General features: G+C 58.4%; 16 protein-coding genes and 1 pseudogene. 6 read left to right on the top strand and 11 right to left on the bottom strand.

From position 1 onward, the window contains the following. Positions 1–20: 20 nt before the first annotated feature. Complete coding sequence (locus tag QRN55_RS11980; RefSeq protein ID WP_284776862.1) at positions 21–749, bottom strand: DUF899 domain-containing protein; 729 nt, start codon at positions 747–749, stop codon at positions 21–23. A 132-nt stretch (positions 750–881) separates the two neighbouring features. On the opposite strand from QRN55_RS11980, the gene QRN55_RS11985 reads away from it, so the two are divergent. Then, complete coding sequence (locus tag QRN55_RS11985) at positions 882–1,328, top strand: MarR family winged helix-turn-helix transcriptional regulator (protein WP_173996307.1); 447 nt, start codon at positions 882–884, stop codon at positions 1,326–1,328. A gap of 5 nt (positions 1,329–1,333) precedes the next feature. On the opposite strand, the pseudogene QRN55_RS11990 reads toward QRN55_RS11985, so the two are convergent. The 3 genes and pseudogenes from QRN55_RS11990 to QRN55_RS12000 all read right to left on the bottom strand — a co-directional run bounded on the left by QRN55_RS11990 (position 1,334) and on the right by QRN55_RS12000 (position 2,971). After that, a pseudogene (locus QRN55_RS11990) lies at positions 1,334–2,098 on the bottom strand (RES family NAD+ phosphorylase). Beyond that, a complete protein-coding gene (locus QRN55_RS11995; protein WP_065699591.1) occupies positions 2,058–2,441 on the bottom strand; it encodes an MbcA/ParS/Xre antitoxin family protein in 384 nt (127 codons plus the stop codon). Before QRN55_RS11995 ends, QRN55_RS11990 begins: the two are co-directional and overlap by 41 nt. Before the next feature lie 107 nt (positions 2,442–2,548). Next, on the bottom strand, positions 2,549–2,971 hold the full coding sequence (locus tag QRN55_RS12000; protein ID WP_284776863.1) for an organic hydroperoxide resistance protein: 423 nt from the start codon (positions 2,969–2,971) through the stop codon (positions 2,549–2,551). Positions 2,972–3,165: 194 nt separating this feature from the next. Here QRN55_RS12000 and QRN55_RS12005 point away from each other — a divergent pair, with 194 nt between their 5' ends. The 3 genes from QRN55_RS12005 to QRN55_RS12015 all read left to right on the top strand — a co-directional run bounded on the left by QRN55_RS12005 (position 3,166) and on the right by QRN55_RS12015 (position 5,106). Next, positions 3,166–3,627 carry a MarR family winged helix-turn-helix transcriptional regulator gene (locus tag QRN55_RS12005; RefSeq protein ID WP_065699593.1) on the top strand — a complete coding sequence of 154 codons (462 nt, stop codon included), beginning with the start codon at positions 3,166–3,168 and terminating at the stop codon, positions 3,625–3,627. A 63-nt stretch (positions 3,628–3,690) separates the two neighbouring features. Next, positions 3,691–4,533, top strand: a complete 843-nt coding sequence (locus QRN55_RS12010) for a PA3715 family protein (RefSeq protein ID WP_284776864.1) — start codon at positions 3,691–3,693, stop codon at positions 4,531–4,533. A gap of 24 nt (positions 4,534–4,557) precedes the next feature. Then, on the top strand, positions 4,558–5,106 hold the full coding sequence (locus QRN55_RS12015; RefSeq protein ID WP_284776865.1) for an isochorismatase family protein: 549 nt from the start codon (positions 4,558–4,560) through the stop codon (positions 5,104–5,106). A gap of 186 nt (positions 5,107–5,292) precedes the next feature. Here the strand turns inward: QRN55_RS12015 and QRN55_RS12020 are convergent, their stop codons facing one another. The 6 genes from QRN55_RS12020 to QRN55_RS12045 all read right to left on the bottom strand — a co-directional run bounded on the left by QRN55_RS12020 (position 5,293) and on the right by QRN55_RS12045 (position 12,674). Beyond that, on the bottom strand, positions 5,293–6,030 hold the full coding sequence (locus tag QRN55_RS12020) for a L,D-transpeptidase (protein WP_111840681.1): 738 nt from the start codon (positions 6,028–6,030) through the stop codon (positions 5,293–5,295). Between the two features lie 193 nt (positions 6,031–6,223). Further along, entirely contained in the window at positions 6,224–7,117 is an 894-nt protein-coding gene (locus tag QRN55_RS12025) for a L,D-transpeptidase (RefSeq protein ID WP_284776866.1), read from the bottom strand. 85 nt (positions 7,118–7,202) lie between these two features. Further along, a complete protein-coding gene (locus tag QRN55_RS12030) occupies positions 7,203–8,150 on the bottom strand; it encodes an alpha/beta hydrolase family protein (RefSeq protein ID WP_233122795.1) in 948 nt (315 codons plus the stop codon). 92 nt (positions 8,151–8,242) lie between these two features. Further along, complete coding sequence (locus QRN55_RS12035; protein WP_284776867.1) at positions 8,243–9,871, bottom strand: cisplatin damage response ATP-dependent DNA ligase; 1,629 nt, start codon at positions 9,869–9,871, stop codon at positions 8,243–8,245. 181 nt (positions 9,872–10,052) lie between these two features. After that, the gene (locus tag QRN55_RS12040; protein WP_284776868.1) at positions 10,053–11,063 is read right to left on the bottom strand and encodes a ligase-associated DNA damage response exonuclease; all 1,011 of its coding nucleotides are present in this window, start codon (positions 11,061–11,063) and stop codon (positions 10,053–10,055) included. An 84-nt stretch (positions 11,064–11,147) separates the two neighbouring features. Next, complete coding sequence (locus QRN55_RS12045; RefSeq protein WP_284776869.1) at positions 11,148–12,674, bottom strand: MDR family MFS transporter; 1,527 nt, start codon at positions 12,672–12,674, stop codon at positions 11,148–11,150. Positions 12,675–12,861: 187 nt separating this feature from the next. Here QRN55_RS12045 and QRN55_RS12050 point away from each other — a divergent pair, with 187 nt between their 5' ends. Beyond that, positions 12,862–13,323: a MarR family winged helix-turn-helix transcriptional regulator gene (locus tag QRN55_RS12050; RefSeq protein ID WP_502871323.1), complete on the top strand. Its 462-nt coding sequence runs from the start codon at positions 12,862–12,864 to the stop codon at positions 13,321–13,323. A 14-nt stretch (positions 13,324–13,337) separates the two neighbouring features. Here QRN55_RS12050 and QRN55_RS12055 read toward each other — a convergent pair whose 3' ends face one another. Next, on the bottom strand, positions 13,338–14,807 hold the full coding sequence (locus tag QRN55_RS12055) for a sensor domain-containing protein (protein WP_284776871.1): 1,470 nt from the start codon (positions 14,805–14,807) through the stop codon (positions 13,338–13,340). 326 nt (positions 14,808–15,133) lie between these two features. Between QRN55_RS12055 and QRN55_RS12060 the strand changes: the two genes are divergently transcribed. Continuing rightward, complete coding sequence (locus tag QRN55_RS12060; protein WP_284776872.1) at positions 15,134–15,793, top strand: glutathione S-transferase family protein; 660 nt, start codon at positions 15,134–15,136, stop codon at positions 15,791–15,793.

The following is a 15,793-nucleotide window of genomic DNA, read 5'->3' on the forward strand; positions in this document are numbered from 1 at the left end:
GGTCTCTCCTTCCTCGGAGTTTAGTGGCAGCAGCTAGCGGCCTTCGGCGCATCCTCATACTGATCGTGACGGCGCACCCAATCCATGGTGCCTTCCTCGTTGCGGCCCTTGGGCACGAGGTCGAGCAGCATCAGCGTCGTCAGCGTTTGCTCCGCGCCGCGGGCATAGGTGGAATAGGTGTGGAAGACCTTGCCATCTTCGTCTTTCGCAAAGACGCTGGTACCGTGCAGGTCCTTAAGGTCGCCCATGGCGGGCATGTCGGTATAATTGTAGGTGATGGTGCCGGAGGCGACGTCCTCTTCGCGGAACGAGGCCTGATAGTCGTAATTGAAATCGCTGTCCTGCGATGACACCCAGGGGAATTTCCAGCCCATTCGCGCCTTGTAAGCCTCGATCTTGTCCAGCGGCGCGCGGGATGCGGCCACGAAGGCGGCGTCGCCCGCTTTCAAATGCGCCATTGCCCCATCCACGTGGTCGGCGAAGAAGGAGCAGCCGACGCAGCCTTCCTCCCAATCCGGGGCCAGCATGAAGTGGTAGACGATCAGCTGGCTGCACGTGCCGAACAGCTCGCCAAGCGATTTCGGGCCGGAAGGGGTGTCGAAGATATAGTCCTTTGTCACCGGCTCCCATGGCAGGGCGCGGCGGGCCTCGTTCAACCGGTCACGGGCGCGGGTGAGTTCCTTCTCCTGGGCAAGAAGCGCCTTGCGGGCCTCCAGCCACTCTTCTTTGGAAACGACAGCATGCGGCATGATCTCATCCTCCTTCGATCTTACAGCTGCACAAGCAACACTCGTTGCGCGGTTTAGTTTTGGCTGACGCCCCACCCCACCGGCTAAACGATTTTGCTTGACTATTTACGTTGATATCAACATATATTGCCTATGTCAAATGTAGTGGTGATTCCTTTTTCAACGACGCTTCTGGTGCGCGATACGTGCCTGTGCTTGCACGCCCAGCGCGCCGCCCGTGCCTTGGCACGACGTTTCGACATGGCGCTGAAGCCGGTGGGACTGACGAATGGGCAATTTTCGCTGCTAATGTCTCTCAACCGCCCCGAACCGCCGCCCATGGGGCCGGTGGCGAACCTTCTAGCCATGGACCGCACGACACTAACGGCGGCGTTAAAGCCCTTGGAAAAGCGCGGGTTGCTGTCCATCGAGCCGGACCCGAGGGATAAGCGCGGCAAGCGGTTGAAGCTCACGCCGGAAGGATTGGCGGTACTGGCCTCCGCCGTTCCCATCTGGACGCGGACGCATGGCGAGGTGGAAGCGCAAATTGGAAGCGGTGATGCGGACCGGTTGAGGCGGGACCTTGTGGATCTGGGGTAGACGCCCTACCCCCGCAACAACGCCGCAATACGCCGGTCGCCCGCAAAATCCTCCACCGCAAACCCAATGCGCCGCATGGGAAATTCGCACAGCGCCTGTATGCCGGTTTTCGCAAGGCGGATGCGCCAACTCACCCGCTCCACCGGCTGCTTGCGGGCAAAGCCACGCGGCGTGAGAAGCGCGATGTTCAGGCCACCCTCGGAATCGCGCACCGACTGATAGAGGATGGCCTCTATCTCCCCCGTGCGCGCCGTATCGGCCAGCGTTTGGCACGGTTCGTAATCCGTGGGGTGCGTCCAGAGCGCCTTGTCGCCCGAGAGGGGCGGCGTGGTCAGATCGATTGCCGCACGGGTAGTGATTTCGGCGGAAAAGGCGGTGTATTCAGCCGCATTGGCGGGCAAAGGCGTGGCGGGGGATTCTGAGTAAAACAGCAGGCGATAGAAGGCCATTTCGGCCAGCGCCGTTTCCACCTTGTCCGCCGCATAATAGACGCCCTTGGTCCAGCCCGCACGGCGAAAACGCGAACCATAAGGGTAGGCGGCATCATAGCGGAAGGGTGTGGCGAGAAGATAATCGAGCCCCGCACACTCAGGTGGAAAGCGGCGCTTGCTGCCTTAGAGAATATCTTCCAGCAGAGACTGCTCATCGACCGTATCGACAAGTTTCATGGTCGAAACCTGGTGCTGCGCCTCCACCAGCCGCCAATAAAGCCCCGAGACGGCGCGCTTTTCAGATTGGAGCGCGTCTGGCGTCCAGATAGGCAAGGACATCGAGCAATCCGGTAATGGTTGTGAGTTTTTCTGCCGGTACGGCGGCGAGTGTCTCGTTGTGGTTTCGCATCCATGCGCGCGCAACCGCCTCATCCCCACCGACGATTGCGTCGAGCGAGCGGAAGACGCGGATGAGCAGAACGGCGAGTTCGAAGGCCTTGCTGCCGGGCTCCAGAACGAAATCAAGCCGCTTCATGCGCGAGACGGTGGGGGCAGAAACGCCCAGCACGTCAGCAACGCGGGCGGCATTCAGGCCCAGTCGCTCTGCGGCAGAGACCACTGCCTTTGTGACGACCCTGCCCTGCTCTGCCGGATCGACCGCTGGTTTGACTTGGATATTCATGCGCATATCCTTTCCTTGGAAAGAATATAGCAAATTTCTTTCTGAAAGCAAGAAGGGCTGGCGTTGAAGCCAGCCCTTACCGTGTCGTAAAATCGCGGGGGACGAGGTTACGCTACGGAAACAGGAACCTCTGTGGAGGTGCGAAGAGCGTGGGAGTAAGGGCAAACGATATGCGCCTTCTTGACCAGATCTTCTGCCGTTTCCTTATCGAGGCCTGGAATGTTGACGGAGAGCGACACGTCGATGCCGAAGCCGGTGCCGTCATCGCGCGGGCCGACGCCAACGCTGGCTGTCACTGTCGTGTCTTCTGGAATCTTTACCTTCTGCTTGCCAGCGACGTTCTTCAACGCACCGAGGAAGCAGGCGGAATAGCCAGCGGCAAAAAGCTGCTCGGGGTTTGTGCCCGTTGCACCGTCGCCACCCAATTCCTTCGGCACCGTCAGGGTGACGTCGAGAACGCCATCTTCCGATTTGGCATTACCGGCGCGGCCGCCTGTTGCACTTGCCTTGGTCGTATAGAGAATTGCCATGTCACTGCTCCTTTTGCGTGATGTTGATATTCATATAGCTCACAATTAAATTGTGCGCAATATAATTTTGCACATTGAGAATGATTTCTCTTCCTGCGATAGGTGGTGAGGAGATTGCATTGCTTGTTGCATGGGGCAGGAACCGAGTGACGGGATAAATTGTTCCCTACACAGCCGCATTTGGAGCCCACATAATGGACGCCCCCACGATGGACGATGGAACGATGGAAGGCCTTTTGAGGCTGGACCTGCAAATCTGCTTTGCGCTGTACGGCGCAGCACATGCGTTCAACCGCGCCTATAAACCGCTGCTGGAACCGCTGGGTCTGACCTACCCACAATATCTCGTCATGATGGCGCTGTGGGAAAAGGAAACCGCCACCGTCAAAGTGCTGGGCGAAATGCTGGGGCTGGACTCAGGCACACTCTCCCCGCTGTTGAAGCGGCTGGAACAGGCAGGCCTCATTACCCGCAAACGCGGCACGGTGGACGAGCGTCAGGTGCTGATTGCGCTGACGCCAGAGGGTGCGGATTTGAAAAAGAAGGCCGCCAATGTCATGCGCTCGATTGGTGAGGCAACGGGCTGTAGTCTGGATGAGCTGGGGCAGCTGCGGGATCGGTTGAATGCGCTGAAGGAAAATTTGGTGAAGGAGTAGGTTTGAAACACGGCGTGATCCCGATACTGTCACGCGCACGCCCAAGCCTCATGGAACTCACCAATGTTTACTCAATTTATCAGGGCTGTCCTATTATCCGCTGCCCTGAGCTCCCTTGCACTCAACACTGCGCAGGCAAGCGATCGTTCGAATTGCGACTCCAGGGCCGAGATCATAATCCGCAATGCCTATCCTGACGCACACAAGCGGGACGGGGCAACATTCCGGTTCGGCGAATCGACCATCCAGATCAACAACGGCGAGACTATTGTTGACACGCCGCACACAGTGAAATGCCGTGTCTGGCCGGCCAATCCTCAATTGACGCTGGTGGCAGTGCCCCTGATCAAGTCCACAAATGAGGACGGGACCGTGGGCGATCTCGAACTTCTGGTGATCGACACAGCCAGTTTAGCGGTCAAACATCGCCTGCTTGTTGCCGACAGAATGAATGACGACGCCATAAGCATCAGTGGAGTCGAATTCGACACGGCGCGTTACCGGTTAACGCAAAACCAGACGGCCTTCGGCTTGCGCATATCGACAACCGGCAGTTCGCGGCCAAACCCTTACGATGATGTGGGCTTGTGGCTGTACGTCATCGAAAAGGGCTCGCTCCGCCCGGTACTCGATGGTCTGGTCGTTTCACAGAATGCGGGCGAATGGGACACGAACTGCGCTGGTGAGTTTCAGTCGAGCGAGAGCACGCTTTCGATTAGCTCGAACAAAACCCACGGTTACGCAGACATAGCGGTGATTGAAACGAAATCGACAAAGACCAGCTTCGTTGAAAAAGACAACGACTGCAAAGACAAGACCGTCACCAGCAAGCCGCAGACACTGCGTCTGGTTTACGACGGAAAGCAATATCCCATACCGGAAGACAAGCGCTCTGTGGCCGAATAGAGTCAATAAAGCGGAGAACGGATTTTGAAAAAAGCTCTTATTATCATTGATATGCAGATGTACGTGCAGGACCGCCTTGATGGCGGGCGGGATCATATCAATGGCGATGCCATCGTCAAGATCGCTGCACTTGCTGCGAAATTTCGTAAGGACGGTGGGACGGTGATCCATGTTCATCATGCCGACCCCGATCCGGCATCGCCGATGTACCCAGGCGCACCAGCACAGGTGGTGATGCCAGGCGTAGAGCCCCTTTACGGGGACCCCATTTTTATCAAAAGCACATCATCTCCCTTTGCATCCACCAACATGGAAAACTATCTCCGGGACAATCGTATAGAGACTCTCATCGTCACGGGCGCCGTTGCAGGTTATTGTGTTAACACGACAGTTCGAGCTGGGTCGGATCTTGGGTTCACAATGGTCGTGCTGCGCGATGCCGTCGTGGGCTTCGACCTTCCTGATGAAAATCTATCTGCTCGCGCGATTTTTGATGTCACCATGGCCCATCTCAAATCCGATTTTGCAAAAGTTGTCGATAGCTCCGAAATCATGACGAGCCTTCGCGAATGACCGCAGTTGGCGCATCGTTGTCGAACATTCACTGCCAAGAAAGAAATTAAGATCCTCGTTAACGGCAAGTCAGCCTGCCGCGAGGATTTGCAACCCATTGAATCGGGATAGGCCCGAGGCTGTCTAAAATCGGTGTTTGCAATTTAACGAAATGAGGGCAGCGCAACGCCGCCCTCAGATTTATTCTTACTGCCAAACAACAACCCGTGCCTTGTTCGGCACGCGGTCGTAGAGGTCGATGATGTCCTGGTTCATCAGGCGCACGCAGCCGGAAGACACTGCCTTGCCGATGGAGTTCCACTCTGGCGAGCCGTGCAGACGGTAGAGCGTGTCCTTGCCGTTCTGGAAGATATAGAGCGCGCGGGCACCGAGTGGGTTTTTCAGGCCTGGTGGCATGCCGCCGTTTTTGGAGGAGAATTTGACCAGTTCCGGCTGACGGGCAACCATTTCGTCTGGCGGTGTCCACTTGGGCCACTTCTGACGCCACTGGATAACGCCCTCGCCCGACCATGCAAAGCCTTCGCGGCCGATGCCGACGCCGTAGCGCATGGCGGAGCCGTTCTGCTCGACCACGTAAAGGAAGCGCGAGCGCGTATCGACAACAATCGTGCCTGCGGGTTCGCCCGTCGGGTCAACCACGCGCTGGCGATAATAGCGGCGGTCGATCTTCTGGTAAGGAATGGCTGGGATGACGTAGCCGCCATCTTCCACCGTGCCGTACATGACGGCCAGCTCGGCATCGGAAATGCCGCCTGCAAACATGGAGCGGAAATCGCCCGCAAAATTGCTGGCAAGGCTACCCGGTTCAACGCTGTTGTAAGGCCGGACGCCGGAAGACGCGCAACCCGCCAAAAGCGATGCAGAGGAGAGGCCAAGAAGGGAAAGGAAGGTACGTCTGGAAAAGTCTGTGTCGGTGCTCATCATAAGGCCGTTTTTCTCACATCGAAGCGAATGGGGCGGATATTGCGCGGGTTTGCCGGAACCATCCATCAATCTCGCTGTACGTCGTTTGTTCCACGATCAATCACGTATTGGTATAGTAGTTAATACATGACTAAAGGCCAGTTGCGCTGATGCAACACTGACCGTTTCAGCAGAGCATTCTTGGCGTGAGTGATCAGATAACCACAATCGGCGCGCCCTGCGGCACGCGGTCATAGAGATCGATGACATCCTGATTGAGCATGCGCACGCAACCGGACGATGTTGCCTTGCCAACTGACTGCCATTCCGGCGTGCCGTGGACGCGGTAAAGCGTGTCCTTGCCGTCCTTGAAAATGTAAAGCGCCCGGGCACCGAGCGGATTGTTGAGACCGGGAATCATGCCGCCGTTGGCAGCGGAAATCGATGCCAGTTCCGGTTGTCGCTGCACCATCTCGTCCGGCGGCGTCCAGCGCGGCCATTTGGCTTTCCACTGTATCTTGCCGCGACCGGCCCAGGCATAACCATCACGACCGAGGCCAACGCCGTAGCGAACGGCCTTCCCGCCCGGCTGAACCAGATAGAGAAAATGCTGCTTGGTATCGACGACGATCGTACCCGGCGCTTCCTGTGTCTGATAGCTCACGTCCTGCCGCAGGAAACGTGGATCGACACGGGAATAGGGAATGGCGGGCAGTGTGTGACCATCATCGCTGATCTGATCATACATGGCGCGGTGCAGCGGATTGGACACCGGCAAGCCATAACCGACCGTCTGGCCGCTATAGGCTGGCGACAGGCCCGATGCAGGCGGGCGGGCGGTGGATGGCGGACCGTAAAGCTGCTGAAACTGCGAGCGGAATAGATCCGGCGGACGGCTGTTGATCGACCCCGGCGTCGGCGGCAACGGCTGACGCGGAATGGAGCCGACATTGTTGTAATTGAAGACCGGCGCTGTTTCCTGCACGAACACATCAGGGTTCATGCGGCTCGTATCCGTGACGAAAAGGCAGCCGCTCAAAAGCGGCATGACCGCAAGAGCCGCGAAAGACACAAGGCGACGGCAGGTTTTCAAGGATAGGGCTGTCATTGCACCGCTTCACAGGAGTCATCGTTTTCACGACAATGCCCTCCCCGGCTGGCGCGAAGCTGGAGGAACGGTCAGTTTGGCGGCGTCAAGCGAACTGATTGAAGAAACGGATGCTTTCCACCACCGCACCCGGCACCACGCCGTTGTGCGTACCTTTCAGCAGCATATTGTCGATCTGCATGCCCGCAGACCGCACGCGCTCCATCAAAAGCTTGTGGTCGGCATCGAAAGGCCGCTCCTCGGTGCCGCGCAACAGAAGTGTCGGGCATTTCAGGCTGGGGCCAAAGCAGACCGAGGAGCGCATGATGAATTCCTTCGGGTTGTTTTCATCGAAGCACAGTTCGTCGGAATAACGGTTGAAGTAGCGCCAGGAGTTCACCCCGGCTGAAATCGGCACGGCGGCGCGGAACTTCCGCGTCATGGATGCGAGCAGAGACAGCGTTCCGCCATTGGAATGACCGGCAATGAACAGGCGGTCGAGATCGATACCCGGCAGGCTTTCCAGATAGGATGCCGCCGCCAACGCGTCCGACGTCTCGTCATAGAAGCCGGAGTAATTGCCCTTCTGGCCGTTCTCGCCCCGGAAGGATGGTAGCAGGACCACGAAACCGGCATCCCAATAGGGCTTCATCAAGGCCCAGTGCCCATCACCCGTGGCATTGCCACCATGGAGGAAGAGCACCGCAGGCTTCAGCTTTTGCGATGGTTCATATTGCGAGATCCACGCCACAAGCTCGATCGACCCGTTGGGACCACCCGGATAGGTCACCCGCGTCGCACCCGGCGGCGTACCGAGCGGCCCGGACTTCTCCGGCGCAGCAATCTTTCGCAGCAAATGAGTCTGAAACTTCCGGCGCGCATCCGCATAATCCCCCGCCTCGAGCGGCAGGCTTTCCGGCATCATCAACGCCGCCCCGCCCGGCACCGGCAACAAAGCCGCCAGCGAGAGTCCGGCCCCGCCTGCCAAAAGCGAACGACGCGTCATGCTGCGTGGGGAAGAGGTGCTAGGAAATGAAGACCGTTTATCTGTCATGTCGATGACCCAGGATCTGCGTTGCACGTTATCAATTTCATCACCCAAGAATTCAGTTGTCCACTCACTGTTTCGCGAAAGTGGTGGGTAAGCTAACCGCTTTCCTTCTCGTCGATCATCGCCATCAGTGTCGAAAGCCTGTCGGCCTCCGATGGCAGCTTGTCGGCGCGGAGTCTGGCTATTCTGGGAAAGCGCATGGCTACGCCGGATTTGTGGCGGTTGGAGCGATTTATACCCTCGAAGGCGACTTCGAGGACAAAGCCGAAGGTGGGAGTGGCGCGAACGGCGCGGACGGGGCCGAAGCGCTCGACGGTGTTGTCGCGGACGAACTTGTCGAGCACCTCAAGTTCGGCATCGGTAAAGCCGAAATAGGCCTTGCCGACGGGCACCAGTTGTTCGGCCCCTTCATTTTCCGACCAGACACCGAAGGTGAAGTCTGAGTAATAGCTTGAGCGTTTGCCGTGGCCGCGCTGGGCGTACATCATCACGGCATCGATGTTGAAGGGATCGCGTTTCCATTTGAACCACGGCCCCTTGGCGCGACCTGCCTGATAGATGCTGTCCTTGCGCTTGATCATGACGCCTTCGATGACGGGATCGGGCGGAGCCTTGCGCAGGGTTTCCAACTCATCCCAGCTTTCGAAGGGCACCAGCGGCGAGATATCGAACCGGTCATGCGGGGCGTTTTCGATGAGATGGGTGAGCTTTTCTCGTCGCTTGAGAAAGACCTCGCCGCGAATGTCCTCATCGCCCTCGAACAGAAGGTCGTAGGCGCGGATGAAGGCGGGATATTCTTCCAGCATCTTGCCGGTCACGGTCTTGCGGTTCAGGCGCTGCTGGAGATCGGAAAAGGTGCGGGTCGCATTGTTGGAGCGCGCTGTGCCGCCAATCAGCAGTTCCCCATCGACAACGCCTTCGAAGTTGATTCTGTCGAGAACGTCTGGAAATGCGCCGGAAATATCGTCGCCAGAGCGGGAATAGAGCTTTCGTGTCTCGCCCGAGCGGGACAGCTGCACACGGATGCCATCCCACTTCCACTCCGCAACAAAATCCTGCGGGTCAAGGTTTTGCAGGTCGTTATCGCCCACCGGCGTGGACAGCATGACGGAGTGAAAGATGGCGGGCGTGGCGATGACGGGCCGCTCTGTCTTGCCCTCCAGCCACGCAAACAAGGGCTCATAGGGCGGTTCCAGACCGTGCCAGAGCGTTTCGATCTCGGTGATATCCCGCCCGCCGAAATCCGCCAGCGCCTGACGGGCCAGCCGGGCGGACACGCCGATGCGCAGGCCGCCGGTGACGAGCTTGAGGAAGGCAAAGCGCGACGAGGTTTCCAGCCGGTCGAGGAGATCGCGCACAGCGGAACGCACTTCCGTTCGGCCCAGCGAGTTAATTAGATCGACGATTTCGCCAAGGCCGGGATCTTGGACCTCTGGCGGGTTGGCATTCTGGCTGGTGTCCCAGACGAGCGAGATCGTCTCGGCCAGATCACCGACGTAATCGTAGGAATAGCGGAACAGCACGTCGTCCATGCGCTCCAGCACCAACTCGCGCAGCATCGCAGGCTTGACGCTCTTCAGGTCTAACGTGCCTGCAATGGCGGCAAGGCCGTAGCCGCGGTCGGGGTCCGGGGTGTCGCGGAAATAGTCGGTCAGCAGTTTGAGCTTGCCGTTGCGCGAGGGCGTGAGGACGAGGCGGTCGAGGAGAGTTGCGAAGGATTTCATGGGTGGGCCTCGCGGGACAAGACCCCCTCTGGCCTGCCGGCCATCTCCCCCACAAGGGGGGAGAAACCCTGTCGTGAGGAATGAACTTGAGCGAACGGACGAGCATTCGGCTGGGTTAAGCCCCTCCCCCTTGTGGGGAGGGGTTGGGGAGGGGTTCTTTCATGGGAAACGAACATCACCATCAATCCCCCTCATCCTCATAACCCACCAAATGTAGCGGCCGGGCCGGAATGCCCTGCAACTCGCACCAGCGCACCAGCGCTTCCTCGCGGCCATGTGTTACCCAGACCTGCGAGGGCGCCACCTCCTTGATGGTCTCAAGCAATTCAGGCCAATCGCAATGGTCGGAAATTACCAGCGGCAATTCCACGCCGCCCTGCTTGGCGCGCTGGCGCACCATCATCCATCCCGAGGCAAACGAGATCAGTGGTTCGTTGAAGCGGCGTGCCCATTTTTCCTGAAAGGCGGAGGGTGGGCCGACGACGATGGCGCCTTTGAACTGGGCGGGATTGCTCTTTTCCAGCGTGGCGGGGCGAAGGTCTCCAAGGTCTATGCCCTGAGACACGTAGTAATCGCACAGCTTGGCCAGCGCGCCATGAATGTAAACCGGTTCGGAATATCCATTGTCACGCAATAGTCGCAGCACGCGCTGTGCCTTGCCCAGAGAGTAGGCCCCGACGAGATGGGTGCGCTCAGGAAACTGCCGGATGGAGGTCAGCAGCTTGCCGATTTCCACGCTGGGTTTGGGGTGGTGAAAAACCGGCAAGCCGAAGGTCGCCTCAGTGATGAAGACATCGCAGGGCACCGGTTCGAAAGAAGCGCATGTGGCGTCTACGCCGCGCTTGTAATCGCCCGAGGCAACGATGCGTGTGCCGCCATGTTCGATGGAGATTTGCGCCGAACCGAGTACGTGACCGGCAGGATAAAAGCCCACGGTGACGCCGTTGATTTCTACCGTCTCACCAAAGCCGACAGCCTGTTCACTGCCGGTGAAATCCTCGCCATAGCGAATGCGCATGATATCCAGAGTCTGGCGGGTGGCCAGAACTTTCTCATGACCGGCGCGGGCGTGGTCGGAATGGCCGTGGGTGATCAGCGCCCGTGGCACGGGGCGCACAGGGTCCACATAAAAATCGCCGACGGAGCAATAGAGCCCCTTTGGCGTGGGATAGAGCAATTTCTCTGGTTTCATAAGCGCTATCGATTGCGGCGTGGATGGAAGAAACGTTTGTCAAAGCAACACGTTCCTCCCTCCGCAACTTTTCAGCGCTTCGCCTTACTCAACCGCTGCAACCGGCTTTTCGATGGCCGCTGCCGGCAGCTTCTTGTTCTTCAGTGCAAGGGCAGCAACGAGGCCGATGGCCGCCGTGGCAGCCGCTGCATAAAACAGCGGCGTGAAGGCACCGGCATAGAGATTGGCAACCGCACTCTGCGAAGCGACCGGCAGTTCCGACAGCATTTTCGGCGTCAGTTCCTGTATCTTACCGACGCCCGGAATATCGACGGAGACGCCCTTCAGATAGGACGAGACGATAGCGCCGTAGATGGAGATGGCAATGGCAGCGCCACCCATGCGGGTCAGCGACACCGCGCCGCTGGCCGCACCGATATCCGCCCTAGGCGCCGAGTTCTGCACCGCAATGATCGGTGCCTGCTGACCAAGACCAACACCGAGGCCCTGCGCAAACATGATGATGGCGATGATGAACAGTGGTGAGCCCGCATGCATCTGCGAAAGCGACAGCATGGCAACCACACCGATGCTGAGGCTGATGACGGAGAATATCTTGTAGCTACCGGTGATCGAGATCAGACGGCCTGCCGTCAAAGACCCCATGACGATGCCGCCGGTGATGGCGATGAAGAACAGACCCGCAGACGATGGAGAGAGGCCCGTCGTCGTTTGCAGGAACAGCGCGTAATAGTTGACCATGCCGATGCCAAGACCGCCGCTGACCAGCGAAATGACCATGAACAGCGGAAAGGTGCTGTCCTTGAACAGCCGCAGCGGCACCACGGGTTCCGGCGCACGGCGCTCCACCTGCACCCACAGATAGGCGGTAACAGTGGCAAAGGCGACGATGCAGAGACTTTTCCAGGCGAAGATCGAACCGAAGAGCTGGGAACTATCGGCCCACAGCACGACGCTGGAAATCGTCAGAGCCAGAAGCACGGCGCCGAGATAATCGATCTTCGGCTGACGTTCCGGGCGACGGTAAGGCAGAAGGAAAGCGAGGCCCGTCAGCACTATGACACCGATGGGCAGGTTGATGAGGAAGATCGAGCGCCAGCCGAAGAGATCGCTCATCGTGCCGCCGAGGATTGGCCCGACGCTGCCTGACGCCATGATGACGAGGCTAGAATAGCTCTGGTAACGCGCCCTCTCCCGTGCCTCGAACAGATCGGCGTTGACGGAGAAGATCGACACCATGATGCCGCCGCCGCCGAGACCTTGCAGAACGCGCGCGGCAATCAGAGAATCCATCGACCATGCCAGCCCGCAGGCCAGCGAGCCCAGCGTAAAGATGACGATCGCGGCCATCATGACGTATTTGCGCCCGAAGAGATCGCCCAATTTGCCATAGACAGGCATGACGGCGCTGGTCGCCAAGAGATAGGCAGAGCCGATCCAGCCGAATCGCTCCAGCGCGCCAAACTCACCCACGATCGTCGGCAAAGCCGTCGATACGATCTGGTTGTCGAGCGTCGCCATGAACATGGCCAACATCAGAAAAGAGAACACAACAAGCCTGCGACGGCGATCCGTTACGAGGGGCGCCACAGGCGTAACGGACATATCCATGGAAAGGTCTCACGCTTGATGGACAATTTATGTGCCTTTCGCATATATATGTCAATGGCACATTTCTGTGTCTGTGCTATGGTGCGTGAAAGTTTTCAGGGGAATTGCGGATATGAACGAGCACGCATCACTATCGAAAGAGTGTGAAAACACCGATCGCGATGACGTGCTGGATATCAGCCACACTATGACGCGTATGCGGCTGATGATCGGGCGGCGCGTGATTGGCCGCATGGCCATCGCCAAGCTTGCCCCCGGGCTGGAGCTTTCGCATATCGATGTGCTTGATATCGTCAACCGCGCCGAAGGCTCGTCCACAGTGGGTGCCATTGCCGATGCCATGCGTCTCGACCCGTCGCGCGGCAGCCGCGTGGTGACGGAAATGGTCAGCAGAGGGCTTTTGAAACGGGAGGCGTCCCAGGAAGACGGACGCCGCAGCGTCATCGACATCACGCCGCTCGGCCACAGCATTCTGGCGGAAATGCGCAGCGCCAAGATCAGTATCATCCGCGACGTCGTCAGCGACTGGCCGCAACAGGACGTTGCAGACTTCTCGCGTCTGTTCGACCGTTTCATCGGACGTTTCGAAAAACGCCTTGCGCCGGATGCAGTCGCGCTGATGTCGACACCTAAGCCGGACGACGCATAACGGCTGGTACGATCTCAGATGCCGCTGCCTGCGGACTGATCGGAAACGCGCACGCTGTTGCGCCCGTCTTTCTTCGCCGCATACATGGCGGCATCGGCTTTCGCCAGCAGCGCTTCCGGCGTATCGCCATCGCAGGGATAGAAGGCCGTGCCGGACGAGCAGGTGACGGAGAGACAGCCCTGCGTCAACTCAATCGGCTCTGCGGCGCGTTGGCGTATGGCTTCCAGACGCCGCAGGATGCCCTCTTCGTCATGCTTTGGGTTGCTGAAAATGATAGCGAACTCATCACCACCCAGACGCACCGCGATGTCTGACGCCCTGATGCAGCTTGAAATGCGGTCCGCCAGGTTGCGCAGGACCGCATCGCCCACGGCATGGCCGTGCGTATCGTTGATCTGCTTGAAATTATCGAGATCGATATAGGTGATCGCCACCAGCCGGTTTTCGCGCTTAGCCTCGTGGATGGCGCGGCTGAACTGGGTCCAGAACAGGTTTCTGTTGTAGAGCCCGGTCAGCGGGTCGTGATGCGCCATGAAGTGCGCGCGCTCTTCGGCACGGCGCTGGTCTATGGCAATACCCGCGATGTTGGTCGCCATGTCGATGATTTCGATTTCGAGTGGGGAAGGCTTGCGCACAGTGCCGGAATAGAGAGCGAAGGTGCCCAGCAACACACCGCCATTGCCGATGATGGGCGTGGACCAGCAGGAGCGCAGGCCGTGGCGCATTGCAGCTTCGGCGAAGTTTTTCCAAAGCGGATCGTGATAAGTGTCGCTGACATAGACCGCCTCGCGACGCCATGCCGCCGTGCCGCAGGAACCGACATCCGGGCCGATCTCCACCCCGTCGATCACCGACGTATAGGTCTTGTGCAAAGAGGGTGCCGATGCGGTGCGCAAGCGGTTCTGCTCCACGAAAAGAATGGAGCCGGACAGGTTGTCGAGAATATTTTCAACAGTGCCGACGATGGCGTCAAGAACGGTGCCGAGTGGCTCTCCGTGAACGATCATTTCCAGAAGCGAGGCATGGCTGCGCCGCAGCGTTTCCTGCCACTTGGCCGCCGTGATGTTTCGGGAAATCCCTGCGATACCAATGATTTCGCCCTGCTCGTTGCGCATGGGGATGCGTGTTCCCGAAAACCAGCGCACCTGCCCGTCCTGGGTGCCCACGCGCTCTTCGGCCTCATAGATCCCGACACCCGTCGTCAGGATACGCTGGTCGATCTCGTCCAGCCGCCGCGCCACATCGTAGGGCGCCATATCATAGATCGTCAGCCTGCGACCGCGAATGTGATCTGGAGGATGACCGAGTGACGCCAGCGCAGCTGCGTTCATATAGGTATAATATCCGGCGGCATCCTTCAGGAATACCATCTCCGGTATATTATCCAGCAGATAGGCCAGGCGTACGTCCAACAAGCCATTCGTGAGGAACGCATCCTTCACTTCCACCATGTCGAACGATCGAGCGCTATTTTCGTCCCGCATTACGCAAGAGCCTCATACTGCCGAGCTTTTCCATACCTTGTTGATCTTGCAACCGAAACCATACTTTTCGACCTGGTACAGCGGATATCACCATAGAGCATAATAACTTATGCTCAATTAATATAAGCTATAACACCCAATATATATCTTGAATATATTCACGAGTTAACAATAACAAAGCTACAGAGCTGATAAATTGAATTGATGGAAAATGCAATTCAAGGATGCGTTAGATAGTCAAAAAATATTGGCACTGTGACATTCCCGCTTTTGTTTTGCGCGCGGCGGCAATAGGCTCGCCACCAACACATCTGAGGGGACATGGAATGCTGACGATCTATGGGGTCTATCGCTCTCGCGCAACGCGCACATTGTGGCTGGCGGGCGAACTGGGACTGGAGTTCAAACATGTGCCGGTTATTCAGGCACGCCGTCTCAGCGATCCGCTCGCTGCCGATGCGCCTGTCAACACGCTGACGCCATCCTATCTTGCGGTCAATCCCATGGGCACCATTCCCTGCATCGATGATGACGGCATGGTCCTTTACGAATCCATGGCCATCAATCTCTATCTGGCGCGCAAGCATGGAACGGCGCTTGCGCCAGCGGATCTCAACGAAGACGCACAGATGATGCAATGGTCGTTCTTCGCCGCGACCGAAATTGAGACCAATGCGCTGAAGATTTCTTCGACCGCAGCGGAAGGACTTGCAAGCACTGACGCCGGTCAGGCCGTTATCGAGGTTGCAGCCCGCATGCTGCGCCGCCCGTTCAAGGTTCTCGAACAGCATCTGTCCGGCAGCGATTATCTGGTCGGCAACCGTTTCAGCGTGGCGGATATCAATGCCGCAGAAGTGGTGCGATACGCCCAGGCGCATGGGCCGCTGTTCGAAGCCAACCCCGCAGTCACCGCCTGGCTGGAACGCTGCCAGGCGCGATCGGCCTTCAAGGGCATGTGGGATGCGCGCACCGCCGAGCCCGCCTAA

This window comes from Agrobacterium sp. lyk4-40-TYG-31 (assembly GCF_030209855.1).
GTDB lineage: Bacteria > Pseudomonadota > Alphaproteobacteria > Rhizobiales > Rhizobiaceae > Agrobacterium > Agrobacterium vaccinii.

Bases quoted from the DNA above. Each gene is read 5' to 3' on its own strand.
- QRN55_RS11980 (WP_284776862.1), bottom strand. From the start codon at position 749: ATGCCGCATGCTGTCGTTTCCAAAGAAGAGTGGCTGGAGGCCCGCAAG.
- QRN55_RS11985 (WP_173996307.1), top strand. From the start codon at position 882: ATGTCAAATGTAGTGGTGATTCCTTTTTCAACGACGCTTCTGGTGCGC.
- QRN55_RS11995 (WP_065699591.1), bottom strand. From the start codon at position 2,441: ATGAATATCCAAGTCAAACCAGCGGTCGATCCGGCAGAGCAGGGCAGG.
- QRN55_RS12000 (WP_284776863.1), bottom strand. From the start codon at position 2,971: ATGGCAATTCTCTATACGACCAAGGCAAGTGCAACAGGCGGCCGCGCC.
- QRN55_RS12005 (WP_065699593.1), top strand. From the start codon at position 3,166: ATGGACGCCCCCACGATGGACGATGGAACGATGGAAGGCCTTTTGAGG.
- QRN55_RS12010 (WP_284776864.1), top strand. From the start codon at position 3,691: ATGTTTACTCAATTTATCAGGGCTGTCCTATTATCCGCTGCCCTGAGC.
- QRN55_RS12020 (WP_111840681.1), bottom strand. From the start codon at position 6,030: ATGATGAGCACCGACACAGACTTTTCCAGACGTACCTTCCTTTCCCTT.
- QRN55_RS12025 (WP_284776866.1), bottom strand. From the start codon at position 7,117: ATGACAGCCCTATCCTTGAAAACCTGCCGTCGCCTTGTGTCTTTCGCG.
- QRN55_RS12030 (WP_233122795.1), bottom strand. From the start codon at position 8,150: ATGACAGATAAACGGTCTTCATTTCCTAGCACCTCTTCCCCACGCAGC.
- QRN55_RS12035 (WP_284776867.1), bottom strand. From the start codon at position 9,871: ATGAAATCCTTCGCAACTCTCCTCGACCGCCTCGTCCTCACGCCCTCG.
- QRN55_RS12040 (WP_284776868.1), bottom strand. From the start codon at position 11,063: ATGAAACCAGAGAAATTGCTCTATCCCACGCCAAAGGGGCTCTATTGC.
- QRN55_RS12045 (WP_284776869.1), bottom strand. From the start codon at position 12,674: ATGGATATGTCCGTTACGCCTGTGGCGCCCCTCGTAACGGATCGCCGT.
- QRN55_RS12050 (WP_502871323.1), top strand. From the start codon at position 12,862: ATGACGCGTATGCGGCTGATGATCGGGCGGCGCGTGATTGGCCGCATG.
- QRN55_RS12055 (WP_284776871.1), bottom strand. From the start codon at position 14,807: ATGCGGGACGAAAATAGCGCTCGATCGTTCGACATGGTGGAAGTGAAG.
- QRN55_RS12060 (WP_284776872.1), top strand. From the start codon at position 15,134: ATGCTGACGATCTATGGGGTCTATCGCTCTCGCGCAACGCGCACATTG.